General features: G+C 35.3%; 23 protein-coding genes and 1 other RNA gene. 21 read left to right on the top strand and 3 right to left on the bottom strand.

Features of this window, described 5'->3' with window-relative positions; all coding sequences use genetic code 11:
* The first annotated feature begins 151 nt into the window (after positions 1-151).
* From rpoN to rnr, 11 genes are all read left to right on the top strand, one after another.
* Positions 152-1,540: an RNA polymerase factor sigma-54 gene (gene rpoN, locus BJL90_RS19735; RefSeq protein ID WP_070972249.1), complete on the top strand. Its 1,389-nt coding sequence runs from the start codon at positions 152-154 to the stop codon at positions 1,538-1,540.
* A gap of 179 nt (positions 1,541-1,719) precedes the next feature.
* Positions 1,720-2,748 carry a sugar-binding transcriptional regulator gene (locus tag BJL90_RS19730; protein ID WP_236904966.1) on the top strand — a complete coding sequence of 343 codons (1,029 nt, stop codon included), beginning with the start codon at positions 1,720-1,722 and terminating at the stop codon, positions 2,746-2,748.
* Positions 2,749-2,849: 101 nt separating this feature from the next.
* Positions 2,850-3,860, top strand: a complete 1,011-nt coding sequence (locus BJL90_RS19725) for a glyceraldehyde-3-phosphate dehydrogenase (RefSeq protein ID WP_070972246.1) — start codon at positions 2,850-2,852, stop codon at positions 3,858-3,860.
* 137 nt (positions 3,861-3,997) lie between these two features.
* Positions 3,998-5,197, top strand: a complete 1,200-nt coding sequence (locus BJL90_RS19720; protein ID WP_070972244.1) for a phosphoglycerate kinase — start codon at positions 3,998-4,000, stop codon at positions 5,195-5,197.
* A gap of 15 nt (positions 5,198-5,212) precedes the next feature.
* A complete protein-coding gene (gene tpiA / locus BJL90_RS19715; RefSeq protein ID WP_070972241.1) occupies positions 5,213-5,959 on the top strand; it encodes a triose-phosphate isomerase in 747 nt (248 codons plus the stop codon).
* 47 nt (positions 5,960-6,006) lie between these two features.
* Positions 6,007-7,542, top strand: coding sequence for a 2,3-bisphosphoglycerate-independent phosphoglycerate mutase (gene gpmI, locus BJL90_RS19710; protein WP_070972238.1), 1,536 nt, complete (start codon positions 6,007-6,009; stop codon positions 7,540-7,542).
* Between the two features lie 27 nt (positions 7,543-7,569).
* A complete protein-coding gene (gene eno, locus BJL90_RS19705) occupies positions 7,570-8,862 on the top strand; it encodes a phosphopyruvate hydratase (RefSeq protein WP_070972235.1) in 1,293 nt (430 codons plus the stop codon).
* A gap of 167 nt (positions 8,863-9,029) precedes the next feature.
* Positions 9,030-9,257, top strand: coding sequence for a preprotein translocase subunit SecG (secG, locus tag BJL90_RS19700; protein WP_070972232.1), 228 nt, complete (start codon positions 9,030-9,032; stop codon positions 9,255-9,257).
* Positions 9,258-9,302: 45 nt separating this feature from the next.
* The gene (locus BJL90_RS19695; protein ID WP_070972229.1) at positions 9,303-11,315 is read left to right on the top strand and encodes a sodium-translocating pyrophosphatase; all 2,013 of its coding nucleotides are present in this window, start codon (positions 9,303-9,305) and stop codon (positions 11,313-11,315) included.
* A 168-nt stretch (positions 11,316-11,483) separates the two neighbouring features.
* Positions 11,484-11,801 carry a DUF1294 domain-containing protein gene (locus tag BJL90_RS19690; protein ID WP_070972225.1) on the top strand — a complete coding sequence of 106 codons (318 nt, stop codon included), beginning with the start codon at positions 11,484-11,486 and terminating at the stop codon, positions 11,799-11,801.
* Positions 11,802-12,077: 276 nt separating this feature from the next.
* Positions 12,078-14,198, top strand: coding sequence for a ribonuclease R (gene rnr / locus BJL90_RS19685; protein ID WP_070972222.1), 2,121 nt, complete (start codon positions 12,078-12,080; stop codon positions 14,196-14,198).
* Between the two features lie 46 nt (positions 14,199-14,244).
* Here the strand turns inward: rnr and BJL90_RS19680 are convergent, their stop codons facing one another.
* Entirely contained in the window at positions 14,245-14,934 is a 690-nt protein-coding gene (locus BJL90_RS19680; protein WP_070972219.1) for a TrkA C-terminal domain-containing protein, read from the bottom strand.
* A 199-nt stretch (positions 14,935-15,133) separates the two neighbouring features.
* On the opposite strand from BJL90_RS19680, the gene smpB reads away from it, so the two are divergent.
* From smpB to BJL90_RS19645, 7 genes are all read left to right on the top strand, one after another.
* The gene (smpB, locus tag BJL90_RS19675) at positions 15,134-15,601 is read left to right on the top strand and encodes an SsrA-binding protein SmpB (protein ID WP_070972217.1); all 468 of its coding nucleotides are present in this window, start codon (positions 15,134-15,136) and stop codon (positions 15,599-15,601) included.
* Positions 15,602-15,619: 18 nt separating this feature from the next.
* Positions 15,620-15,972, top strand: a transfer-messenger RNA (tmRNA) gene (gene ssrA / locus BJL90_RS19670).
* A gap of 456 nt (positions 15,973-16,428) precedes the next feature.
* Positions 16,429-17,367, top strand: a complete 939-nt coding sequence (locus BJL90_RS19665) for a phosphoribosyltransferase (RefSeq protein ID WP_070972214.1) — start codon at positions 16,429-16,431, stop codon at positions 17,365-17,367.
* 2 nt (positions 17,368-17,369) lie between these two features.
* Positions 17,370-17,714 (top strand): hypothetical protein, encoded by a 345-nt coding sequence (locus tag BJL90_RS19660; protein ID WP_070972211.1) that lies wholly within the window; start codon positions 17,370-17,372, stop codon positions 17,712-17,714.
* Positions 17,715-17,964: 250 nt separating this feature from the next.
* Positions 17,965-18,999 carry a retron St85 family RNA-directed DNA polymerase gene (locus BJL90_RS19655; protein ID WP_236904965.1) on the top strand — a complete coding sequence of 345 codons (1,035 nt, stop codon included), beginning with the start codon at positions 17,965-17,967 and terminating at the stop codon, positions 18,997-18,999.
* A 375-nt stretch (positions 19,000-19,374) separates the two neighbouring features.
* Entirely contained in the window at positions 19,375-20,142 is a 768-nt protein-coding gene (locus BJL90_RS19650; RefSeq protein WP_236904964.1) for a transposase, read from the top strand.
* A 267-nt stretch (positions 20,143-20,409) separates the two neighbouring features.
* Positions 20,410-21,438, top strand: coding sequence for a cation transporter (locus BJL90_RS19645; RefSeq protein WP_081562122.1), 1,029 nt, complete (start codon positions 20,410-20,412; stop codon positions 21,436-21,438).
* A gap of 476 nt (positions 21,439-21,914) precedes the next feature.
* Here BJL90_RS19645 and BJL90_RS19640 read toward each other — a convergent pair whose 3' ends face one another.
* Positions 21,915-22,226 carry a type II toxin-antitoxin system RelE/ParE family toxin gene (locus tag BJL90_RS19640; protein ID WP_070972205.1) on the bottom strand — a complete coding sequence of 104 codons (312 nt, stop codon included), beginning with the start codon at positions 22,224-22,226 and terminating at the stop codon, positions 21,915-21,917.
* Positions 22,219-22,485: a type II toxin-antitoxin system Phd/YefM family antitoxin gene (locus tag BJL90_RS19635; RefSeq protein WP_070972201.1), complete on the bottom strand. Its 267-nt coding sequence runs from the start codon at positions 22,483-22,485 to the stop codon at positions 22,219-22,221. Before BJL90_RS19635 ends, BJL90_RS19640 begins: the two co-directional genes overlap by 8 nt.
* A gap of 268 nt (positions 22,486-22,753) precedes the next feature.
* On the opposite strand from BJL90_RS19635, the gene BJL90_RS19630 reads away from it, so the two are divergent.
* The 3 genes from BJL90_RS19630 (at position 22,754) to BJL90_RS19620 (ending at position 25,171) form a co-directional block, all read left to right on the top strand.
* The gene (locus tag BJL90_RS19630) at positions 22,754-22,948 is read left to right on the top strand and encodes a hypothetical protein (protein WP_070972199.1); all 195 of its coding nucleotides are present in this window, start codon (positions 22,754-22,756) and stop codon (positions 22,946-22,948) included.
* 31 nt (positions 22,949-22,979) lie between these two features.
* Entirely contained in the window at positions 22,980-23,279 is a 300-nt protein-coding gene (locus tag BJL90_RS19625; protein ID WP_070972196.1) for a hypothetical protein, read from the top strand.
* A gap of 563 nt (positions 23,280-23,842) precedes the next feature.
* Positions 23,843-25,171, top strand: coding sequence for an MATE family efflux transporter (locus BJL90_RS19620; RefSeq protein ID WP_070972193.1), 1,329 nt, complete (start codon positions 23,843-23,845; stop codon positions 25,169-25,171).
* Positions 25,172-25,194: the final 23 nt, after the last annotated feature.

Genomic DNA, 25,194 nt, shown 5'->3' with positions numbered 1-25,194 from the left:
GATATAAAAAATTAAAGAAAGTAAAAAAGCCTCAGATAATTCTGAGGTTTCTTTTATGCAAATTTTATGCCAAAAACTTATATATATCTTTGATTTTATGGCGGCTTAATGGTATAATGAGTCTATAGACTTAAATGAAAGGGTGAATACCATGAAAATGGGGTATAATTTACATCTAGAGCAGTCACAAAAGCTGATCATGACACCTCAGCTTAAGCAAGCTATTAAGATTCTTCAACTAGCAACTTTTGAACTAGATCAATATATTCAACACCAGGTTGAAATCAATCCCATTTTAGAAGTTACCCCTCCTCCAAAAGAAGATAAATATACAGCTGAAGTAGAGAAACGGTTGGAAGAAAAAATAAACTGGAAGGAATATCTAGAGGATTTTAATAATTATGAGTATTCCAAGCCTAGTTATAATGAAGATAATCAATTTAATTATGAAAATATTGTTTCTACAAATACAACGCTTCAAGAACACCTTTTGTTCCAATATAACATTGCGGTCTTAGACTATAGATATAAGGAAATCGGTGAGTATATTATAGATAATTTAAATGAAAATGGTTATTTGATTGGAACGGTTGAAGAGATTGCAAAGGAACTTGGGGAAGAAGTAGATACGGTGGAAAGTATTCTTGAAATCATTCAAACCTTTGATCCAGCGGGTGTAGCTGCACGGAATTTAAAAGAGTGTTTATTGATACAATTAAGACAGTTAGGTATAAACAATGATGATAAGGTTTGCAGAGTTGTAGAGGAATACCTAGAGGAAGTTGCACAGAACAAATACCCTTATGTTGCTAAAAAGCTAGGTATAGATGTGAAAGAAGTGCAGGAGATATGTGATTTTATAAGAACTTTAGAGCCAAAACCCGGTAGAAAGTTTGCTTCTGTGAGTAATCATTATATTGTGCCAGATGCAGCTATTAAAAAAATGGGGGGCGAATACTTTATTATTTTAAATGATAAGAATCTGCCATCATTGACCATTAGGGAAGATTATAAAAAACTCATTGCCAGTGAGGGTGAAGATACTGAGGCTGCAAAGTTTTTAAATGATAAACTCAACTCTGCTGTTTGGTTGATTAGAAGTATTGAGCAAAGAAGACAAACCATCTATAAAGTAGTAGAAGTCATTGTAAAAAAACAGAAAAACTTTTTTGAACATGGAAAAAAGCATCTTAAGCCTTTGACATTGAAGGAGATTGCTGAGGAAATTGAAGTTCATGAATCTACTGTTAGTCGTGCTACAAATGGAAAGTACGTAGATACGCCTATGGGGGTCTTTGAATTAAAATATTTCTTTTCCAGTGGCGTAGGAGCAGCTGATGGAGATGGCATTTCTGCTGAGAGTATTAAAAATCATATGAGGGAAATCATTGAGGCAGAAAATCCTTGTAAACCATGGAGCGATGATAAAATCGCTAAGCTTTTAGGTGAACGAGGCATTATGATTTCAAGGAGGACAGTTGCAAAATATAGAGAAGATATGCAAATTGCATCTTCTTCAAAGCGAAAAAGATATCAATAAACCTAGGTTTTTCCTAGGTTTATTTGATTTTTATTATTTATTAATAAAAATTACAAAAAAGGGATTGATTAATACCACATTATGCTATATAATTTACCTGTAATTGGCGTTATTTTTTTATGGTCATAGGGACATAATAAGTTTTAGGGGGACGCTAAAAGTCCTACACAGAAAGAAGGATGATTATGCAAAATATTATCGACTTACAAAAAAAAATTGTGCCGGAAGTTTTGACCATCTTAGAAAAGCGCTACAGTATTTTAAGAAATATTCATGAAATGCAACCCATTGGAAGAAGAGGACTAGCCAATAAGTTGGGCATCGGAGAAAGAATTATCAGAACAGAGGTAGATCTTTTGAAAAGTCAAGGACTGATTGAAGTGACGGCAGCAGGTATGTCATTAACCCTAGAAGGGGAGCATATTATAAATAGTCTTCAAGAATACATATATAAAATACATGGCATCAAGTATCTAGAGGAAAAGTTAAAAAAGAAGCTAGAGGTTTTGGAAGTTAAAATTGTGCCAGGAGACCTTGCTGAAAATCCATATGTACTAGTGGACATGGGTATGGTTGCTGCTAATGCAATAGAAAGTAATATACAAGATAATAGTATTATCGGTATTACTGGTGGCGGTACAATGGTGGCAGTTGCTAAAGGAATAACTAAACCTACGAAATGCAATAATATTACTGTGGTTCCTGCCCGCGGCGGTATAGGAAGAGAAGTTGAAAAGCAGGCCAACACCATTACCGCTGAAATGGCAAGAAGGTTAAAGTGTCAGTATCAACTTTTACATGCGTCTGATACGCTGGGACAGCAAGCACTAGAAAGTGTTTTGAAAGATCCTGAAATACAAAAAGTTACGGATATTATTAAGTCTGTAAATCTATTGGTCTTTGGGATTGGCAGAGCAGACAAGATGGCAGAGCGCAGAGAACTCCCTAAACCCGTAATTGATAAGCTTAAAGGTTTAAAGGCGGTTGCAGAGGCCTTTGGCTATTATTTCACTAGAGAGGGAGAAATTGTTTATAATATGCAGACAATTGGCATCAGTTTTAAGGATTTCGAAAGAATTTCTACTGTTATAGGGGTTGCAGGAGGAAAAAATAAAGCAGAAGCGATTGTAGCAGTGTCTAAGTTGAAAAAATCAATGATTTTAGTGACTGATGAGGCAGCGGCGGTAGAAATACTGCAAAAATATTAGAATCCTTTACGAAATAGTAATAATACACCTTTAAAAGTCAAATATTAAATTTAGCATATTTTAAAATTTTTATAACAAAAATTAATTTAGGAGGTAATACAATGAGTGTAAAAGTAGCAATTAATGGTTTTGGAAGAATTGGGAGAAATGCTTTTAAAGCAGCTTTAGAGGAGAAAAGAGACTGGGAGATTGTAGCCATCAATGATTTAACTGATCCTAACACCTTAGCTCATTTACTTAGATATGATAGCTTATATGGTAAATTTAATGGAACAATAGAAGCAAAGGAAGATGCTATCGTTGTAAACGGTAAAGAAATAAAAATCTTTGCTGAAAGAGATCCCGAAAATTTACCATGGGGTAAAATTGGGGTAGATATTGTAATAGAAGCTACTGGAATCTTCAGAAGTAAAGATAAGGCACAAAAGCATATTACAGCGGGAGCAAAGAAGGTAGTAATTACTGCACCTGCCAAAAAAGAAGACATCACTATCGTAATGGGTGTAAATGAAGAAAAATATGATGCAGCGAACCACCATATCATTTCTAATGCTTCTTGCACAACAAACTGCTTAGCTCCTTTTGCTAAAGTTCTTGATGAAAAGTTTGGCATCAAAAAAGGACTAATGACAACAATTCATGCTTACACCAATGACCAAAAAATTCTTGATTTACCTCATGAAGACTTAAGACGTGCAAGAGCAGCTGGCCAATCTATTATACCAACTACAACAGGAGCGGCAGAGGCAGTAGCATTAGTATTACCACAATTAAAGGGCAAGTTAAGCGGTATGGCGATGAGGGTACCAACACCTACAGTATCTGTAGTGGACTTAGTTGCTGAGTTAGAAAAGAGCACAACTGCTGAAGAAGTGAATGCAGCATTAAAGGAAGCAGCAGCAGGAGAATTAAAAGGAATTTTAGAGTTTTCTGAAGAGCCATTGGTTTCAATGGATTACAGACAAGATCCAAACTCTTCTATCGTTGATGGATTATCTACAATGGTAATGGACGGTAATTTAGTAAAGGTTATATCTTGGTATGACAATGAGTGGGGTTATTCTGTAAGAGTAGTAGATCTTGTTTCTTATATTGTAAGCAAAGGTTTATAAAAAGAAAGAGAACTTAACAATTATAAAGACAAGCCATGCAGGATGTAGCCTATTGTTGTTACATCCTGTATAATAGTTAACCCATATAAAAACTAAATGAAACCTCAATCTTAATCTAAAAATCAGGAGGGGTATACATGTCATTGCTTAATAAAAAAACAGTAGAAAACTTAGCTGTTGAAGGAAAGAAAGTATTAGTAAGGTGTGACTTTAACGTTCCAATGGATGGTGAGGGAAAGATTACTGATGATATCAGAATTCGTGCCGCACTGCCAACGATTCAGTACTTAATGAATCAAGGTGCAGCCGTTATCCTGATGTCTCATTTGGGAAGACCAAAAGGGGAAGCAAATCCTAAATATTCCTTGACAGCTGTGGCTGCAAGAATCAGTGAATTATTGAATAAAGATGTTATTTTCGCCGACGATGACATGGTTGTAGGAGAAAAGACGAGAGCATTGGCTGCTAACTTAAAAGCTGGAGAAGTAATGCTCCTACAAAATGTTCGTTATAGACAAGAAGAAGAAAAAAATAATACAGACTTTTCTAAGGAATTGGCTTCTTTAGGAGATCTTTTTGTGAATGATGCCTTTGGCACAGCCCATCGTGCCCACAGTTCTACTGCGGGTGTTGCAGATTTCTTACCATCTGCTATGGGCTACCTTATAGAAAAAGAAGTAAACTTCATGGGTAAGGTCCTAGAAAATCCTGAAAGACCTTTTGTAGCTATATTAGGTGGAGCAAAGGTTTCAGATAAAATCGGTGTGATTGAGAACTTAATTGATAAAGTAGATACGCTATTAATTGGTGGTGGCATGGCTTATACCTTCTTCAAGGCACAGGGTTATCAAATTGGAAAATCTCTTTTAGAGGAAGATAAGCTGCAATTAGCTTTAGATCTCATCAATAAGGCAAAGGAAAAAAACGTAGAGTTGCTTTTACCTGTAGATACAGTAGTGGCAAAGGAATTTAAAGCAGATGCAGAACATAAGACGGTAACGATTGATCATATAGATGAAGATGTGATGGGTTTAGATATAGGAGAGAAAACTATGGCATTATTCAGCGAGAAGGTGAAAAATGCAAAAACAGTCCTATGGAACGGCCCGATGGGAGTTTTTGAAATGCCAGCCTTCGCTATAGGAACAAAAGAAGTTGCCAAGGCGTTAGCTGAAAGCAATGCTACCACGATCATAGGTGGTGGAGACAGCGCTGCGGCTGTAGAGCAGTTAGGCTTTGCTGATAAAATGACCCATATTTCTACTGGCGGGGGTGCTTCCTTAGAATTTTTAGAAGGAAAGATTTTACCCGGGATTGATGTTTTAGAAAACAAATAGAGAGGAGGTCTTCCCATGAGAATACCAATTATAGCTGGCAACTGGAAAATGCATAATACCATAGACGAAGCGGTAGCCCTTGCTAAAGCCCTTAAAGATGAGGTAGCCAAAACAGATGTCAAGGTGGTTCTTTGCTGCCCCTTTACAGTTTTAGGAGAAGTGAAAAAGGCAATAGAAGGCTCCAATATAGCATTAGGAGCACAAAATATGCACTGGGAGGATGCTGGTGCCTATACAGGAGAAATATCTGCGGATATGTTAAAAGATCATGGGGTTGACTATGTTATTATTGGACACTCGGAGAGAAGACAGTATTTTAACGAAACTGATGAAACGGTAAATAAAAAAGTGAAAAAAGCTTTAGCAAAGGATTTGATTCCTATTTTGTGTGTAGGAGAAACCTTAGAGGAGAGAGAGTCCGAAAAGACCTACGAAATTGTAAAAAGCCAAACCCTAAAGGCTCTTGAAAATATCGAAAAAGGCGAAGTAGAGAAGTTAGTTGTCGCTTATGAGCCTATTTGGGCTATTGGCACAGGGAAAACTGCGTCTCCAGAGGATGCTAATGCGGTAATTGCATATATTCGTGAGGTGCTAAAGGAAAAGTACGGAGAGGAAACCTCAGAAATCATACCGATTCAATACGGTGGCAGCGTAAAAGCTGCTAATGCGACAGAAATCATGAATCAAGAGGATATAGATGGAGCTTTGGTAGGAGGAGCTAGTTTAAAAGCAGAAGAATTTTTAGCAATCGTAAATTTTTAATCTCCCGACTGCATTGTACTGGAACTGATTACGAAAGGAAGATTACTATGAAAAAACCCGTAGCGCTGATTATCTTAGATGGCTTCGGCATTAGGGAAAAAACCTTAGGAAATGCAATTAAGTCAGCCAATTTACCTAATTTTAATAAATTCATCAACAACTATCCTCACACCCAGATAGAAGCCAGTGGCATGGCGGTGGGCCTTCCAGAGGGACAGATGGGAAATTCAGAGGTAGGACATTTGAACATTGGTGCAGGAAGAATTGTCTACCAAGAATTAACGAGAATTTCCAAGGAAATAAGAGAAGGAGAGTTTTTCAAAAATCAAAGCTTTCTTGATGCTATTTCCCATGCAAAAGTCAACAATAAAAAATTACATCTGATGGGCCTAGTTTCTGATGGTGGCGTACATAGTCATACTGAACATCTATATGCGTTGCTGGAAATGGCAAAGCAGCAGGGGCTTGAGAAAGTTTATGTTCATTGCTTCCTAGATGGTAGGGATACACCACCGCAAAGTGCAAAGGGATATATTGAAGGTTTAGTAGAAAAGATCAAAGAAATAGGTGTAGGGAGGGTTGCTACCCTTTCCGGCAGATATTATGCTATGGATCGTGATAAAAGATGGGAAAGAACAAAACTAGCCTACGATGCATTGGTAGATGGCAAAGGTAGATTGGCTGAAAACCCTGTAGCGGCTGTAGAAATGGCTTATTCCCTAGAAGAAACAGATGAATTTGTTCTTCCGACGGTTATACCTAATACAGAAGGATTGATTGATACAGTTGAAGAAGATGATAGTGTTATCTTCTTCAATTTTAGACCAGATAGAGCAAGGCAAATGACGAGAGCTTTGATGGATAAAAATTTCGATGGGTTTGTTAGAGATAAAGACTTTTTTGAGCTGCATTATGTGACTATGACTTTATATGATAAAAGTATTGAAAATGTAGATATTGCCTATAAACCGCAAAGCTTTGTCAATACATTAGGAGAGTACGTAAGTGCAAAGGGCTTAAAACAGCTAAGAATCGCAGAGACCGAAAAGTATGCCCATGTCACCTACTTCTTCAACGGTGGGGTGGAGACACCAAATCCAGGAGAAGATCGAAAACTCATTCAATCACCACAGGTAGCTACCTATGACTTAAAACCAGAGATGAGTGCTGAAGAGGTAACAGAAGAACTTCTCAAGGAACTGGATAAGGATCAATATGATCTGATTGTTTTAAATTATGCTAACCCAGACATGGTAGGACACACAGGAATTGTGGAAGCTGTAATCAAAGCTTTAGAAAAGGTAGACGATTGCCTAGGAAGAGTTGTGGGAAAAATCCTAGAAAAGGGCGGCAAAGCCATTGTTACTTCTGACCACGGAAATTCAGAGGAATTAATTGATGAGGTAAATGGTACACCTGTTACTGCTCATACCATTAATCCTGTTCCTTTGATTTTAATCGGTCACGGTGGTGTAAAATTAAGGGAAGATGGCAAACTATGTGATATAGCTCCTACACTATTAGAACTCATGGAGCTGGAGCAGCCAGCAGAAATGACTGGAAATACCTTAATACTAAAATAAACTTCAACACTGAAAGGAGAGAAAAACATGACAATTATTAGTGATGTTTACGCAAGAGAGGTACTTGATTCTAGAGGTAATCCAACCGTAGAGGTAGAAGTATATTTAGAAAGTGGTGTAATGGGTAGTGCTATTGTACCATCAGGTGCATCTACTGGGGCTTTTGAAGCAGTAGAATTAAGAGATGGAGAGAAGGGCAGATTTTTAGGTAAAGGGGTTTTAAAGGCAGTAGAAAATGTAAATGAAATTATTGCGCCAGAGTTGGTTGGTGCAGATGCCCTAGACCAAGTACTTATTGATCAAATCATGATTGATCTGGATGGAACAGAAAACAAAGGGAAATTAGGTGCCAATGCTATCTTAGCGGTTTCCATGGCGGTGGCAAAGGCGGCAGCTGAAGAATTAGGCCTTCCTTTATTCCAATACTTAGGCGGGGTAAATGCAAAACAACTACCTGTACCGATGATGAATATCCTAAACGGTGGTGCGCATGCTGATAACAATGTAGATATCCAAGAGTTTATGATTATGCCTGTAGGTGCTGAAACCTATGGGGAAGGTATGAGAATGTGTGTAGAAATCTATCACAACCTTAAAGCTGTTCTTAAAGAAAAAGGTTTAGCTACTGGTGTAGGTGATGAAGGTGGATTTGCTCCAAACCTTGAATCCAACGAAGCAGCATTAAAAGTCATCATTGAAGCTATTGAAGCTGCTGGTTATAAGCCAGGAGAGCAGATTAAGTTAGCTTTAGACGTAGCGGCTACAGAAGTATATGATGAGAAGGAAAAAGTATATAAGTTATCTGGAGAAGGTGTAACCAAGACAGCTGAGGAAATGGTAGACTTTTATGAAGAGCTAGTAGGCAAATATCCAATTATCTCTATCGAAGACGGTTTAAGTGAAGAAGATTGGGATGGATGGAAGCTTATGACAGAAAGATTAGGAGATAAAATCCAAATTGTTGGAGATGACCTATTTGTAACCAATACAACAAGATTGAAAAAAGGTATCAAGTCTTCAACAGCGAATGCCATTTTAATCAAGTTAAACCAAATTGGTACCATTACAGAAACATTAGATGCTATCGAAATGGCAAAGCGAGCAGGCTATACAGCAGTTATTTCCCATCGTTCAGGAGAAAGTGAAGATGCTACGATTGCAGATATCGCTGTTGCTGTAAATGCAGGTCAAATTAAAACGGGAGCTCCTGCAAGAACTGATCGTGTAGCGAAATACAATCAACTTCTAAGAATTCAAGATATCTTAGGAGATACTGCACAGTATCTAGGAGAAGAAGTATTTTATAATATAAAGAAGTAAGTAAAAGTTGTTTAAGCATAAAAATACAATAAATACCAATAATAATAAAAGAAATAAGAGTAGAATAAACTCTTATTTCTTTTCTATTGAAAGAATTTGGTTGATTTTAAAGAGGTGCTATGTTACAATATTCATGTCAATTACAAGCGTGGGAGGTGGAAAAGCAGATGAGAATAGTACTTATGGTTCTTCAATTAATTACCAGTCTTGTACTGATTGGCAGTATATTATTACAATCAGGTAAAGATGCAGGGCTTTCTGGATCAATCACAGGTGGAGCAGAACAGTTATGGGGAAAACAGGGTAGAGGATATGAAGGTATGTTAAGTAAAGTGACAGCTATTGGTGCTGTACTATTTATTATTGTAGCTATTTTATTGGTGGCAATACAGTAATTATTTACTTATTAATAAAACTGAATAAAAGGAGGAGTACGTAAAATGGGTTTATTTGTTTTAGCACCAATTGTAGGTATTGTAGCGTTAATTTTCGCTTATATGCTTGCAGGCAGAATTAACAGCGTAGAGGTTGGAAATGCAAGAATGAAGGAAATATCCTCATATATTCATGAAGGGGCGATGGCTTTTTTAACACGTGAATATAAGACGCTAGTAATCTTTGCTGTAATACTAGCAGTAGTATTAGCTGTAGGTATTAATCCTTTGACCGCTGTTTGCTTCGTAGTAGGAGCATTGTTCTCAGGTTTAGCTGGATTCTTTGGAATGCAGGTAGCAACCAAGGCCAATGTAAGAACAGCCAATGCAGCAAAAGAGGGTGGAATGAACAAAGCTTTAAGCGTTGCCTTTTCTGGCGGTGCAGTTATGGGGATGTCTGTTGTAGGTTTAGGCCTTTTAGGCGTAGGGGGATTATTTATTATTTTATCCAACATGACATCTAATGTAGAAGCAGCTGAAATTATAACAGGTTTTGCTTTAGGGGCATCCTCTATTGCATTATTTGGTCGTGTAGGTGGGGGAATCTACACAAAAGCTGCTGACGTAGGAGCAGACTTAGTTGGTAAGGTAGAAGCAGGTATTCCTGAAGATGATCCAAGAAACCCAGCTGTTATTGCCGACAATGTGGGGGACAATGTTGGTGACGTTGCTGGTATGGGAGCGGATTTATTCGAATCCTATGTAGGTTCTATTATTTCAGCGATTGCACTAGGACTATTGGTGCATGGCGTCAATGGTGCACTATTTCCATTACTATTATCAGCTGTAGGAATTATTGCTTCCATTATAGGAACTTTTTTTGTTAAAGGTGATGAAAAAGCAGATCCGCATAAGGCCTTAAAAACAGGTACTTGGGTGAGTGGAGCGATTACTGTAGCAGTAGCTTTTGTTTTAAGTAGATATTTACTAGGAAATATCACAGGATTCTTAGCTATTGTATCAGGTTTAATTGTAGGTATGCTTATTGGACAACTTACAGAGGTTTATACTTCTGGAGATTTTGGACATGTTAAGAGGATTGCTGAACAATCAGAAACAGGCCCAGCCACAACGATTATTAGCGGGCTAGCTGTAGGGATGCTTTCTACTGCGTGGCCAATTCTATTAATTGCCGCAGGTATATTAATTGCTTTCGGTGTAGCTGGATTATATGGTATTGCATTGGCAGCTGTAGGTATGTTGGCTACTGCTGGAATGACCATCGCAGTTGATGCCTATGGACCAATTGCTGATAATGCAGGTGGTATCGCTGAGATGTGCGAACTGCCTAAGGATGTTAGAAAGATTACAGACAAACTAGATGCTGTAGGTAACACAACAGCTGCTATAGGAAAAGGTTTTGCTATCGGTTCTGCAGCTTTAACAGCATTAGCGTTATTTGCTACATATACAGCAGCGGTTGGACTAGATATTATTAACTTAACCAGCCCAAGTGTTATCGCTGGAATGCTGATTGGTGGTATGCTACCTTTCTTATTCTCTGCTTTAACCATGGAAGCGGTTGGTAAAGCAGCTTTCCAAATGATTGAAGAAGTTAGAAGACAATTTAGAGAAATCCCTGGTATCATGGAGGGTAAAGCAAAGCCTGAATATGCTACCTGTGTAGATATCAGTACAGCAGCAGCACTAAAAGAAATGGTTGTGCCTGGTGTTTTAGCAGTAATTGCACCAATTGCAACAGGCGTTTTATTAGGTGCTGAAGCGGTGGGTGGACTATTAGCAGGTGCTTTGGTGGCTGGGGTATTAATGGCTATCATGATGGCCAATGCTGGTGGTGCATGGGACAATGCTAAAAAGTATATTGAAGAAGGAAACCATGGTGGTAAAGGAAGTGAGCCTCATAAAGCTGCAGTTGTTGGGGATACTGTAGGAGATCCTTTCAAAGATACATCTGGACCATCTATCAATATCTTAATCAAGTTAATGACAATCGTATCAGTTGTATTTGCTCCACTATTTGCTCAGTGGGGTGGCATGTTACTTAAATTCTTTGAGTAAAATGAAAAAAACCCTTAGTCCTATGGATTAGGGGTTTTATTATACCGTTTTTTAGGGTATGTATTTTAAAACAACCTATTAGAAAAAAACAGAGTCATAGAAGAATTTGAGAGGTTTCGGTGTAGTACAGAGATGAAGAGGAGACGTAACGAAAAGGAGGGGAAATGTATGGATTTCTTAAGGGGAATCACCGACCATTATTCTACAATATTTAAAATTTATAATGTGTATTTAGTATGTATCAATATTACTGCATTTGTTCTGATGGGAATAGACAAAGCAAGAGCGAAGAAAAACCAATGGCGTATTCAAGAGTTAACTTTTATGGTAATAGCACTACTAGGTGGAGCAATGGGGACTTTGATAGGTATGGTTACTTTTCATCATAAACAAAGCAAAAAGAAATTTTACATAGGTGTACCTTTGCTATATATTGCAAATAAAATTATACAGTTCATTACTTATCACTATTTGCTTAATTACTAAATATTTTCATATTTTCTCATAAAGTGGACAATAATAGATATAACGAAAGAAATAGATAAAAGATAATGCAGAGATTTTGTCTAAAAACATTTTGCATATGTGTTTAAAAATTTTAGTATGCGGAAGACTAGCATTCTAATTCTTAGCTATGCTTTTTAGCTAAAGGAGAAGGTATAGATTTTGTATAATAAAATTTAGGTATAAGATGCATATTTACAGGTTTTTAGTTTTTAAAAATATATTTATCTGTAAAAAGAATAAACTGGAGGGATCGTATTGGTCATTAAAGAAAAAATCGTTGAGTTTATGAAAACTTCCGCATATAATCCAATGCTAGAAGAGGAATTATTGGAGGCATTAGAAATAAGTACAAGTCAGAAAAAAATGTTTTCCAATTTATTAGAAGAAATGGTATCAGAAGGTCTCATTATAAAAACCAGAAGGAAAAGATATGGTGTTCCAGAAAGAATGGGATTAATTGTGGGAAGACTTCAGGGACATGCCAAAGGCTTTGGATTTATCATATCTGATACAGTAGGGGTAGAGGATGTATTTATCCCCTCTAATCTTATGAATGGCGCCATGCACCAAGATCGTGTGATAGCAAGAATTAATCAAATCAATACCAGTACTAGAAGGGCAGAAGGAGAAGTTATAAGAATATTAGAACGGGCCAATAAGGAAATCGTAGGTACCTATGAAGATAGTAAGAGCTTTGGTTTTGTGGTGCCGGATGATAATAAAATTAATGTAGATGTATTTATCTCTAAGACCGATAGAAATGGTGCAAAACAAGGAGATAAAGTGGTTTGTGAAATTATCGAATGGCCTGAAAAAAGAAGAAATCCTGAAGGAAAAGTTATTGAGATTCTAGGGAATCAGTACGATGCTGGTACCGATATTTTAGCAATCATGAGGAAGTTTAAGTTAACACCAGAGTTTCCAGAGGAAGTAGAAAGAGAAATTGAAAGCATTCCAGAGGTAGCTACAGAAGAAGAAATAGCAAGAAGAAGAGATTTAAGAGGTCTACAGATGGTCACCATTGATGGTGCAGATGCCAAGGATCTAGATGACGCTGTTTCAGTAGAAATCCTTGGTAACGGTAATTATAGGCTAGGAGTACATATTGCAGATGTAGCTCATTATGTTCGAGAAGGCACAGAATTAGACAAAGAAGGACTTAAAAGAGCTACCAGCGTGTACTTAGTGGATCGTGTTATCCCCATGCTTCCTAAAAAGCTGTCTAACGGGATTTGTAGTTTGAATCCTAGGGTAGATCGATTGACATTGTCGGTACTTATGGAGATAGATAAAGCCGGTAAGGTTGTAAGCCATGAGATTATGGAAAGTGTGATTAATATCAACGAACGAATGATCTACGAAGATGTTTCGGATATATTAGAACATCAAGACCAAGCCTTGATTGAAAAATATCAGCATGTCGTAGACGACTTTAAAAGAATGGAAGAATTAGCTAAGATCTTAAGGGAAAGAAGAGAAAGCCGTGGCGCAATAGACTTTGACTTTGATGAAGCAAAAGTAGTTTTAGATCCAAAGGGGAGGCCTATTGATGTCAAAAAATATGAGCGCAGGATTGCCAACCGTATTATAGAAGAATTTATGCTGGTATGTAATGAAACCATAGCAGAGCATTTTTATTGGTTAAATAGTCCCTTTGTTTATCGTGTTCATGAAGAACCAAATATGGAGAGGTTAGAGGAATTTAATAAATTTGTCCATAACTTTGGCTATCACTTAAAGGGAATGACCAATGAAATACATCCTAAAATGCTTCAAGATCTTCTAAAGAAAATAAAAGGTCAAAAAGAAGAAACAGTGATCAGCACCTTGATGTTGCGATCACTAAAAAAGGCTAGATATACTTCAGATAACCTAGGACACTTTGGCCTTGCAGCAAAATATTATTGTCATTTTACTTCTCCAATCAGAAGATATCCTGACTTGGCGATTCATAGAATCATCAAAGAGCATTTACAGGGAAAAATAACAGAAGATCGTCACCAAAGGTTAAAAGCTGCTGCAGCCTATATAGCAGAGCAGTCTTCTTTAAGAGAAGCTATAGCAGATGAGGCAGAAAGAGAAACGGTAGACTTGAAAAAAGCAGAGTATGTGGCACAGCGGATTGGTGAAGTTTTTGAAGGAATTATATCTGGTGTAACCTCCTTCGGTATATTTGTTGAATTAGATAATACGATAGAAGGCATGATTCGCCTAAGCTCTTTAGTAGATGATTATTATATCTATGACAGTGAAAAACATCTCTTAATTGGAGAACGAAAAAAGCGTATATTTAGAATAGGGGATGTAATAACGATTGAAGTTGCTAGAGTAGATGTTAAGCAGAGGGAAATTGATTTTAGTTTAGTAGAAGGATAAAGAGTTAAAATTACTTGTATCAACAAAGGCCACAGAAATGTGGTCTTTATTGATCAAAGTCATTGAGTTTTTGACTTAAAATAAATTGATTGATTTTTGCAACTTTACCATAAACTAAAACCTTATCGCCTACAGCAAAAGTAAAGTCAGTTTTAGGAAAGTGGATGATATGAGAGCCACGGTCAATATTCAAAACCTGAATATAGTTTTCCTTTAACTTTGCTTTCATCAGAGAGGTACCCACTAAACTATGACCTTCTTCGATGACAAAATCTACGACACCGTACTCATCGGTTAAACGAAGCACCTCTTCTACGGACCTATACTTGGAGTTCACCTTCATGCGATGACGCAGGAATTTTTCTAGAAAGTTCTCAAATTTATTGATTAGATATTTTCTTCTAATAAGAAATCGGATAATGAATAGACCTAAAGCTGAGTATAAGGTAAAATAAAGAAAAGCCTGCTGCGTCCGAAAAGCATTGACAATAACACTAATCAAGATAGCCGCCCCCACATAGCTAATCAACATCAATCCCATAGCAATTTTTCTGCGGATGGGGTGCTGGGTAATTAATTCAGATTCCCTAGTGGTAAAGCCTGTATGTGTAATAATGGACACCACTTGAAACCGAGCTTTGTCTATATCTAAACCAGTGATCTTTAGAGCAATAGATAATATTTCTACGATAAAAGCTAAAAGAATAAGAATAATAAAACCATAGGTGACGGGCATGCATACTTACCTCCCCAAATAACTTTATTCACTACATACCCTTGACTTATAGGATATAACTTTTTATAATTTTTATCAAGAAAAAAACAATGAATTTCCAGAAATAACATATTGTCATTAGATAATTGTTATGATATAATAAGTATTCAGCGATAAGCTTATTTATTGTTTTGAAAAAATGATTAAAAGGGTGAACGCCATGGGTAAGGAAGGGCGAAAGGTTTTAGCCACCAATAATAAAGCAAGACACGATTATTTTATAGAAGAAACCTACGAAGCTGGGATTGAATTGAAGGGTACAGAAGTAAAATCCATTCGTTTAGGGAAGATGAATATTCGTGATGGATATGCCAGAGTTGAAAACAGCGAAGTTTTCCTGTATAATGTGCATATAAGCCCTTATGAAAAGGGAAATATCTTTAACGTAGATCCCCTTAGAGTAAGGAAACTTTTGCTGCATAAGCGAGAGATACGAAAGCTGATTGGGTATATCCAACAAAAAGGTTTTACACTAGTTCCTTTAAGTGCATATTTAAGCAATGGAAGGGTAAAAATAGCATTGGGAGTAGCTAGAGGTAAAGCACAGTATGACAAACGCCAAGACATAGCCAAAAAAGACGCCGACAGAAGGATACAAAAAGTATTACGTGAAAGACAAAAACAATAGTTTTTGTTCTATATATAAGGGGGCGTACAGGTTTCGACGGGGGTTTGGAGTCTTTAGTAGCGAGCCGTGTTTTGCTTGGTAACACGTCAAAAACTGGGCATTAAATATAAACGCAAACGATAATTACGCTTTAGCTGCCTAATTGCGCAGCTCGTTTCTACTAGACCTCCCACAGTCTAACTAGAAACGTCATAACTAGTGGGGAACGTCTTAAGGGGTGCCTTGACCTTAAGTTGTACAATGAGGGCTGGTCGAATCCATACTATGTTGCTGGAGGATGGAGGAGACGAGATTCAAAACAGTAACTGCGCTCGGAGAAGCTAATGGTAAAGGGCCTTCGGACAGGGGTTCGATTCCCCTCGCCTCCACCAATTAAATCCACGAATCAATGAAAGTCGCATTTTATGCGGCTTTTTTATGTTGTAGGGGTTTTGCATGATGAGGATGGCTCCACCAGTTGAAATAGAGTAGTGGATATAAAATGGTATTAAGCTTTGTTAGATAAGTGCTTAGTAATTTTGAATGTTGAAATAAAATGAACGAACATTGAAGGAATTTGTAATAATATGAGGAAATACATATAGCGACCCCAGATTTCGAGCATCTTTTTCGTATTATAACCTGGTAAAGTAGGTGATAGTAGAACGATAAATCTATCTTCATGTACCATTGAGTACAAAAATAAGTAGAAGTACAAAAGATGATATATAACGAGTTATATAATGAATGGAAAACAATGTCGAGAAACTAAAAATATGTAAAAAGAAAGAGGAATTTGGATAGTTAAATAGAATAATATATGTAGCTCTACTAAGGGGTGAGATGATTTGAGTGACTTAGAAGAAAAAATTAAAAATATTAGTAATGAGTTATTAGCAAAGTGGGGAAAAGATAGAAGAACTGAAAATTTAGAAAATACCATACTTAAATGGTTATCACCAGTTTCAGAGGAGTATGAAAAGAATATACTAATTGAACTACTAAATAATTTTAATTATTATTCAAGAACAACGATGAATAATTGCTTTGTTGAACTTCACTCAAATTTTGTGACTTGTGAACCTAGCCATGAGTATTCGATATTTACTTCAATTAAATCAAAAGATGGACATGTTAATAGTTCTCAGGAATTGATAATTTATTATAGAAATATAAACGAAGTAAATTATTCAGCGGTTATTGATGACCTAAAAGTGTTGATTGATAAAGAAGAATGGGATTATGTTAAAAACATAGTATTAATAGATGATATCATTGGAACTGGTAAAACGATAATAAACTATCTAAAAAACTATGTAGAAGAACTTAAAAACAAGAAGGTATTTATTTTAGTTATAGAAGTTGCTGAACAGGCTTATGACAGACTTATGGATTTTGGAAAAGAAAATGACTTAAGTATTGAAATAGTATATGTAAATAAGTTTAAGAAGGTATTTTTTGAAGAACATATATTTAAGAATGGAGAACATGAAAAAGCTAGAACTGTTGTAGAAAATAGAGAACTTATGTTATGGAATGGGAAAACAGATAACGTATTAGGGTATCAAAGAACAGAGGCTTTAACTGCTTTTGTTACAAATACGCCAAATAATACTTTGAGTAGTTTTTGGTGCGAGAGTAAGTATGTAGAGTGGTATCCCTTATTCCCAAGAAGAAAAGATGAACTGCCAAAATGGAAAAAGGAGCATATTAATCAGAAGAAGAAAAAACAGAACAGTGCAAACTATATGTTAAAGAAAATAAAACAAACCGAAAGAAAGTGTTAATTATGGATTTCAGATATTTCTTAGTGTTGATTTATTTTAATACTGTAGGAGATATATATACTTATTCAGATTTAGTGGATTTGCTAGGTTTAACCTACAAGCAAGTAGACAACATCGTGAGTTCTATCATGACTGAAGGGTATCTAAGTTATAACGAAAATAAAGTAATTGTAATTAATGATAAAGGGATAAAATTGCTAAAAAGTAATGGTTTTTATAACGTTGATATATTCAGTATTTATGAAGATGAATTGATTAATAAAGATACATTTAATAATAAAAAAATAGATATTAACGATATATATGTGCCAAAACGGTTTACAACTAAGTTTTCAGGATATGAGTAAGTAGTTAATGACTAAAGCCCTCTAGAATTTGAACAGCGAATCGCTGTTCGTTATTTAAAGTTTCTAAATATCTCATGGAACTAAAATCTTCTTGAGAGTAAGGTTTCGAGGGTCGAATTTTAGTTCCATGTATATTGCGGAAAATCATCGCAATATACAGCCTAAAAAGGTTTAAACTGCAAAACCTTTTTAGGCTGAGTTTGCAATTATAGTTTTCGTAGAGGGCTTTAATCATTTCTATATAACTGCATTGGAGTGTTATAGAATGGATTATATAGAAAGATTACGTGAACAACTAATAAAGCAAGGGTATGGAAAAAGATACATATATCTATGTGAACAGTATTGTACTAGACTATTACAGAATGGACTTCCTGTAATATTTGATAACATCCACTTTTCTCTTTTGCTAGGAATGACAACACAAGACTTAGGGAAAATGATATTTTTAACAGATAGTTTATACAATTCTATTAGTATACCAAAGAAATCTGGCGGAAAGAGAGAAATTTCGATACCTACTGTCAACTTAAAGTATGTGCAACGATGGATATTAGATAATATTCTCTATAATATACGAGTGTCTTCACAGGCAACAGGCTTTGTTAAAGGTCTTTCAATTGTAGATAATGCAAGACCCCACGTTAATAAGGAATGTGTGATAACAATAGACATTGAGAATTTCTTTCCTACAATTTCTTTCGAGACCATATTTAGATTATTCTATTATTATGGATATACCAAAGAAATGTCATATGTACTTGCAAAACTCTGTACTTATGAGGGTAAGTTACCACAAGGAGCACCAACTAGCCCATACTTATCTAATATAGTTAGTCTAAAGCTAGATAAAAGATTTAATAGTTTAGTAAATAAGTTAAGCGATTTAAATGCCAGCTACTCAAGATATGCAGATGACTTAACGGTTTCAGGGGATAAAAAGATTGTAAAATATGTACCTTTATTTAAAGAAATTATTCAAGATGAAAGATTCATAGTAAATGAAAAAAAGTTTAGAGTTCAAAATAAACCAGATAGGCAAATGGTTACTGGAATTATTGTTAATGAAAAAATTAGTGTTCCTATTCAGACTAAGAAATATATCAGACAACAAATCTATTACTGTAAGAAATTTGGTGTAGACAGACATTTAGAACATATTAAATCTATTAGGTCGAACTACAAGGAGTATCTTTATGGAATAGCCTATTTTATTAAGATGGTAGAAAATGATTATGGAACTAGTCTATTAGAAGAATTAAATACTATAGTATGGGATTATTAAGGATGAAATATAGTAGCATGGGAATAATTCAACTTTTAGTGATAGTCGCCAAATTTCGGTAAAAGCAACGCAGTTAAAGGGTAATATGTTCTGAATACAGATTTTAAAATACTACTAAGCTTCGTTTAAAGTTTTATCGAAAATAATCGAGTGATAATTGGAGGATTTTACGATTATTTAGGGAATTTTATAAATTGTATTGACGTTAAGGGGGAAAAATGAAAGAAAATTTAAAAAAACAATATAAATACTTTAGAGATTTACATCTTAATAAGTATTTATTTAATAGCAAGGAAATGCATAAGCCATGGGGACGCTTGTAAGCCATGGGGACGTAAGCCATGGGGACGCTTTGTTTGACTTATTAATATTCCAATGTTAGAATTAATTGAGGTGATAAAAATGCCAAGATCTGCTAGAGAAAAAAGTCAAATAGGGATATATCATGTAATGCTTAGAGGGATAGATAAAAGAGATATATTTTTGACACAAAATGATTATAAAAAATTCTTACATTATATTGAATTAGCTAAAGAAAAAAGTGAAATTTCTCTATTAGCATATTGCTTAATGACTAATCATGTGCACATGCTTTTAAAAGAGGGAAAAGAAGAAATAGGAGATTTTATTAGAAGAATTGCTGTGGGATATGCCCAATATCATAATAGTACTCATGGAAGAACAGGTCATTTATTTCAAAACAGGTATCAAAGTGAACCTGTTGACGATGACAACTACCTGTTGATAGTTTCAAGGTATATACACCAAAATCCTTTAAAAGCAGGTATTGTCAAGAATATTAAGGATTATAGATGGAGTAGTTATAATGATTATTTGATTAATAAAAACACTATCACAGATAAGGATATTCTTGAAGGATATTTTATTAATACCGAAAGTTTTATAGAATTTAATAACCAAAAAAATTACGATAAATGCTTAGATTATGAGGAGAAAAAAAGATATACTGATGATGATTTAAGACAAATAATTTTAGAAATCATAGAGATAGAAAAATTACCACTGATGGAGATAAAAACAAGAAATATCGTTTTAAGCAGAATAAAGAATGAGACAGGAGCCAGCATTAGACAACTTGAAAGAGTGCTGGGCATTGGCAGGAACATCATACAAAAAGCTTGATAGGGACAAGTCAAACAAAACGTCCCCCTAGCTTCCAAACGACCCCCTAGCTTCCCACGATAAATGCTTAGATTATGAGGAGAAAAAAAGATATACTGATGATGATTTAAGACAAATAATTTTAGAAATCATAGAGATAGAAAAATTACCACTGATGGAGATAAAAACAAGAAATATCGTTTTAAGCAGAATAAAGAATGAGACAGGAGCCAGCATTAGACAACTTGAAAGAGTGCTGGGCATTGGCAGGAACATCATACAAAAAGCTTGATAGGGACAAGTCAAACAAAACGTCCCCCTAGCTTCGTTAAAAAGGAGGAATTACTAATAAAAAAATTTTTTTTTAATAAAAAAGATCACAAAGAAAATCGTGCTCTTCTCATTGGTGCTGTGGCCAATCTTATTATGGCAGCCCTTGCTTGGTTTACTTACTATCTGTCGAATTCCGGGGCGATTCTTCTAGACGGTAACTACAGTTTTATTATGTTTTTAGGCGTAATAGTAGCCCTGAAAATTGTAACAGTTAAAGTTCGTAGAACAAAAACGTTTCCTCTTGGACAGTTTTTCTATGAATCCCTGTATGGCTTTATCAAAGGACTGATGATCCTCGGTGTCCTTATAATGTCATTATCGACTGCCATCGCTCGTATCGTCATGTACTTTACCGGATCAACAGACAGTATTCCAATGTTAATCCCAGACCCAATTCTCTATTACGCTTTAGTTTGTTCCATCATCTGTTATAGCGTTTCTTTCTTCTATTATCAACAGAATCGTTCCATAGGGAATAGTAGTATTCTTTTGAAAACCGAACAGAAAGCAACTTTTGTCGATGGCACCCTCTCTCTCGGTATCGCTGCAGGTATTTTCTTTTTAACAACAGGGGGAGCAGGTAGTAAATTCGGATTTATTCCTTATTTGGCAGACTCTTTCTTCGTCTTGATTCTTGTATCTATACTAATCAAAGAACCTTTGGCAATTATTAGAGAATCAGTGATTGAACTCGCCGGTGGAACATTGCAAGATAAAGAGAAACGTGAAGCATTTGAAAGGGCTGTTTATTTGAATATGCCTAAAACTTTTAACATCGAAGACATCTTTATAAGTAAAAACGGTAGTAAATATATCGTACTGATTTATATTTCAACCGATGAAGCAGTCTATCCAAGAAAGGATATTATTGAAACGAAGGATAAGATAACAGGCATTCTTTCCAAGGACCATCCCTATTTGTCACTGGATATAATCCCTGAAGGTAAACCGATTCAAGAAAAAAGGCCTAATGAAAACAAATAATATCATCTTGATTACTAAATGTAACCTAGTCACATGCGTATAAACATTCAAGTAATATACGCCAAAAGCCCCTACAATAGTGGCAGCTTTAGCACTCTACATCATGCAATATGAAACACCAAAGGTTCTCCGCCAGGGAATTGATGCTTATATCCACTACTACAGCCTTGAACGGGGGCATCAATCACTGTAACCAAGGGGATGTTTTGATTGTCATATCCAACTAAAGCAAGAAGACTAGAGGATAAAGTCCATAAGGTATAATCATAAAAAGAAAGGTTGATGAGGGATTAAAAGAAACAATATTTTTATTAATAACATATCTAATTACATACTTTTTTAACATATTATACGGGAATAGTAAAAGGGACAATTTAAGGTAGCGCCGTCCGTGGCGCTACTGTACCGGGGGCAGCATACGTCGTAGAACTCAGAATTTCCGCAAGGGTGCCAGAGGTGGGGAATTCCTATAGGGCTTAAAGAAAGGTTTTGTAGTTTTGTTTACTTGAAACAACTCTCATTATTTCTATTAACTGTGAAGAGTCATTGACGAGGTAAAATACTATGTAAGAATTAATGATTAGCATTCTATACCCTTTTGACTTTAGAAGAAAGTCTCTAGGAGCCGTTCCTTTATAAGGGAATAAAGCTAAAGCTCCAATAGATGTATTTATTTTGTCAATAAGCTTATATGCAGAAGGAGGATCATCAATGGAGATGTAGTCTAAAATACCAATGATGTCCTCCGTAGCAGTAGAATAGTATACAATTTTATATGAGCTAGACATGATATTTACTCCTCAAAGACTTAATAAAATCTTCATGAGTAATAGTAGAAGCATTATTTGTTTTTTCAACTTCTGCAATAGCAAGTTTTTCATATAAATCTAATTTAGCTTTAAGTTGCTCAAAGTATGCTAAACTCATTACTACCAAATCACCTTTGCCATTTTTTGTGATGTATATTGGTTCTGCTTCTTTATGGCATGCTTCAGATATAGCATTAAAATTATTTCTTAAGTCAGAAATCGGAAGAATTTTTGGCATGAATATCACCTTTCTATACTTATTATGATTAAATTATATCATAATTATGATATACAGTAAATGGAATTTTTAATACAATTAAATGCTTGAAAGTTATAGTGTTTAAAGATACAGGAAAATCATCATCTAACAGAGTCTTAGCAGATATCGGCAAGAGGGTTTTAAGGGAAAGTCTGACATCGCTAAGTCTAGAAACGTTAGTGCGCCAATACTGGCGACAGTAAAGGTGAAGCGTACAAATAAGTAGAGAACCAAAATACTTAGTATTATGGAGAAAATAGGCGTAAGTTATGTATGGTATTATAATTGGAAGTATAAAACCACAGGACATCTATTTCAAGATAGATTTAGAAGTGAGAAGATAGAGAAAGAAGATTATTTGTTAACAGTGATAAGGTATATACATCAAAATCCTTTAAAAGCAGGGACGGTAAAAAGAATCGAAATAGAGCAGTTGTCTTGAATATTACGGTGAGAAAGCATGCTATCAAAATTTGCTAGATAGCAAGTTGATACTAGAGGTTTTTTCTAAAGATAAAGATACTGCAGTAATCAGATTTAAAAAGTTTAATGAAACTAAAAATGAAGATAATAAACCTATGAGATTAACGGACGAAGAAAGAAAAGAAGAAATTAAGAAGTTTATGCCACAGATAAAACTTGCACAGGTAAAGACCCTTCCAAAGGAAAAACGGGATGAGCTAATCATTAGACTAAAAGGAATAGAAGGGGTAACACAGCGACAGTTAGCAAGGATTTTAGAAGTTTCGGCTAGTTTGGTATTTAAAGCATAGAAAGGAAGCATGAGAACCGTCAGGCTGCGACAAAACGGATAAAAGTATCATTGACTTTTTTGAAAGTGGAGCCAAACTATACCAAATTGAACGAAGTTTGAGGTTGAATCCCTGAATAAATTTAAAATACATCCAAAAGTGGGCATGGAAAAACCATCCAATAACATTTTTGCGCAGTCTGCCGTCCCTTAGCTTCCCCCTTTAGCTATATGCAGGTAAAACAAGAAAGGAGGAAATTTATCTTTAAAAATTAAATTTCGTGTCTTGACAAACGTGTACATTATATTTGTTCGAGAAAGAGATAATAGCACCAGTCATCCTATCAATGAGGAACTAGGTTAAATAGATGTACCCTTTAGCGGATCACAGTTCAACAACACAACAATTAATTAAAACAATTCATAAAGACTTGACATAAGCTAAAGATTAATGTATTTTAGTAAGAAAATAAATTTAATTGCACATATACTTGCCACCGGGTAAGTATAAAAAGTGTCAAGAGTACTTCATTAGGTCTTAGAAGAAGTACTTTTGGCACTTTTTTATTTAGGAGGAGGGGATTCATGAAAAAATTAAGATTGGATTTTTTAAAATATACATCACTTAATGTTTTAGCTATGGTAGGAGTATCGCTTTATATACTGGCAGACACTTATTTTATCTCAAAAGCCCTTGGGGCAATAGGACTTGCAGCGCTAAATTTTTGCATTGTCATATTCACACTAATTCAAGGGGTTGGACTCATGATAGGAATAGGGGGCGCTATAGATTTTAGTATCGGAGACTCTGAAAGAAGTAATTTAGGTAATAAATCTTTCGTGAATGCTCTATTCATTGGATCATTGTTTTCTGTAATTTTTATTTTGTTAGGGGTTTTCTTTTCAACTCAAATATCACTATTTCTTGGTGCAGATGAGTTGATACTGTCTCCAACAAAGACTTACTTAACTACAATATTAGGATTTTCTCCCTTTTTTATTCTAAACAATATAGGATTAGCATTTGTTCGAAATGATAAAAACCCAAGACTAACCATGACAGCCATGATTGTAAGTAGCTTTTCTAACATCATATTGGATTATGTTTTTATGTTTCCGTTATCAATGGGGATCTTCGGAGCAGCATTCGCCACAGGTCTATCTCCAATAATCAGTTTATGCATTTTAACGTTTCATTTTAGAAGGAATAGCATTGGTTTTCATTTGTGCAAGTGTAGAATAGAAATAAAGAGACTAATAAGAATAATAACTCTTGGTCTGCCCTCATTTGTAACTGAGCTTGCATCATCAATTACTCTATTTACCTTTAATATAGTTATTTTGAGAATAGCAGGTAATGTTGGAGTTGCCGCTTACAGTGCAATTGCTAATGTTGCAACAATCGCAACGGCACTATTTACAGGATTAGCTCAAGGGATACAGCCTCTAGCAGGTAATTATTTTGCCAATTCTGATAAAGGTGGATTAAGGACCATATTAAAATATAGCTTAATAACGTCGTTTTTTCTATCGATAACTATCTATTTTATAATCTTAGTATTTTCAGACAACATTATTTTAATATTTAATAGCGAAAACAATGAAGCACTTGCAAGGATAGCAGGAGTTGGGTTAAAGATATATTTTACTGGGTTTATCTTTGCAGGAATAAACATCGTTATAATATCATTTTTAAGTGCAATATCTAATACCGTCAATGCAATGGTAATATCAATATTAAGAAGTAGTATAATCCTGATACCTACCATATTGTTTATGAGTTTCTTTTTTAAGGCTTATGGGATATGGGCATCTTTTATGGTAGCAGAGTTGTTAGTAACTATCTTTACCTATTTAACCCATATCTATCGTTCGAGAGAAAACATACAGTTGGATACCTACACAGGTGGATGAAATTTGCGAGTTGTTTAATAATA

Source organism: Clostridium formicaceticum, from assembly GCF_001854185.1.
GTDB lineage: Bacteria > Bacillota > Clostridia > Peptostreptococcales > Natronincolaceae > Andreesenella > Andreesenella formicacetica.
This window is presented reverse-complemented; position numbering and strand designations above follow the sequence as displayed.

What these genes read in the sequence shown, in the direction of transcription:
- eno (WP_070972235.1), top strand. Translation starts at nt 7,570, where the DNA reads ATGACAATTATTAGTGATGTTTACGCAAGAGAGGTACTTGATTCTAGA.
- BJL90_RS19680 (WP_070972219.1), bottom strand. Translation starts at nt 14,934, where the DNA reads ATGCCCGTCACCTATGGTTTTATTATTCTTATTCTTTTAGCTTTTATC.
- BJL90_RS19635 (WP_070972201.1), bottom strand. Translation starts at nt 22,485, where the DNA reads ATGCCAAAAATTCTTCCGATTTCTGACTTAAGAAATAATTTTAATGCT.
- BJL90_RS19650 (WP_236904964.1), top strand. Translation starts at nt 19,375, where the DNA reads ATGTTAGAATTAATTGAGGTGATAAAAATGCCAAGATCTGCTAGAGAA.
- smpB (WP_070972217.1), top strand. Translation starts at nt 15,134, where the DNA reads ATGGGTAAGGAAGGGCGAAAGGTTTTAGCCACCAATAATAAAGCAAGA.
- BJL90_RS19725 (WP_070972246.1), top strand. Translation starts at nt 2,850, where the DNA reads ATGAGTGTAAAAGTAGCAATTAATGGTTTTGGAAGAATTGGGAGAAAT.
- BJL90_RS19690 (WP_070972225.1), top strand. Translation starts at nt 11,484, where the DNA reads ATGGATTTCTTAAGGGGAATCACCGACCATTATTCTACAATATTTAAA.
- BJL90_RS19660 (WP_070972211.1), top strand. Translation starts at nt 17,370, where the DNA reads ATGGATTTCAGATATTTCTTAGTGTTGATTTATTTTAATACTGTAGGA.
- BJL90_RS19695 (WP_070972229.1), top strand. Translation starts at nt 9,303, where the DNA reads ATGGGTTTATTTGTTTTAGCACCAATTGTAGGTATTGTAGCGTTAATT.
- BJL90_RS19640 (WP_070972205.1), bottom strand. Translation starts at nt 22,226, where the DNA reads ATGTCTAGCTCATATAAAATTGTATACTATTCTACTGCTACGGAGGAC.
- secG (WP_070972232.1), top strand. Translation starts at nt 9,030, where the DNA reads ATGAGAATAGTACTTATGGTTCTTCAATTAATTACCAGTCTTGTACTG.
- BJL90_RS19720 (WP_070972244.1), top strand. Translation starts at nt 3,998, where the DNA reads ATGTCATTGCTTAATAAAAAAACAGTAGAAAACTTAGCTGTTGAAGGA.
- BJL90_RS19630 (WP_070972199.1), top strand. Translation starts at nt 22,754, where the DNA reads ATGGAGAAAATAGGCGTAAGTTATGTATGGTATTATAATTGGAAGTAT.
- BJL90_RS19620 (WP_070972193.1), top strand. Translation starts at nt 23,843, where the DNA reads ATGAAAAAATTAAGATTGGATTTTTTAAAATATACATCACTTAATGTT.
- gpmI (WP_070972238.1), top strand. Translation starts at nt 6,007, where the DNA reads ATGAAAAAACCCGTAGCGCTGATTATCTTAGATGGCTTCGGCATTAGG.
- tpiA (WP_070972241.1), top strand. Translation starts at nt 5,213, where the DNA reads ATGAGAATACCAATTATAGCTGGCAACTGGAAAATGCATAATACCATA.
- rpoN (WP_070972249.1), top strand. Translation starts at nt 152, where the DNA reads ATGAAAATGGGGTATAATTTACATCTAGAGCAGTCACAAAAGCTGATC.
- BJL90_RS19730 (WP_236904966.1), top strand. Translation starts at nt 1,720, where the DNA reads ATGATTATGCAAAATATTATCGACTTACAAAAAAAAATTGTGCCGGAA.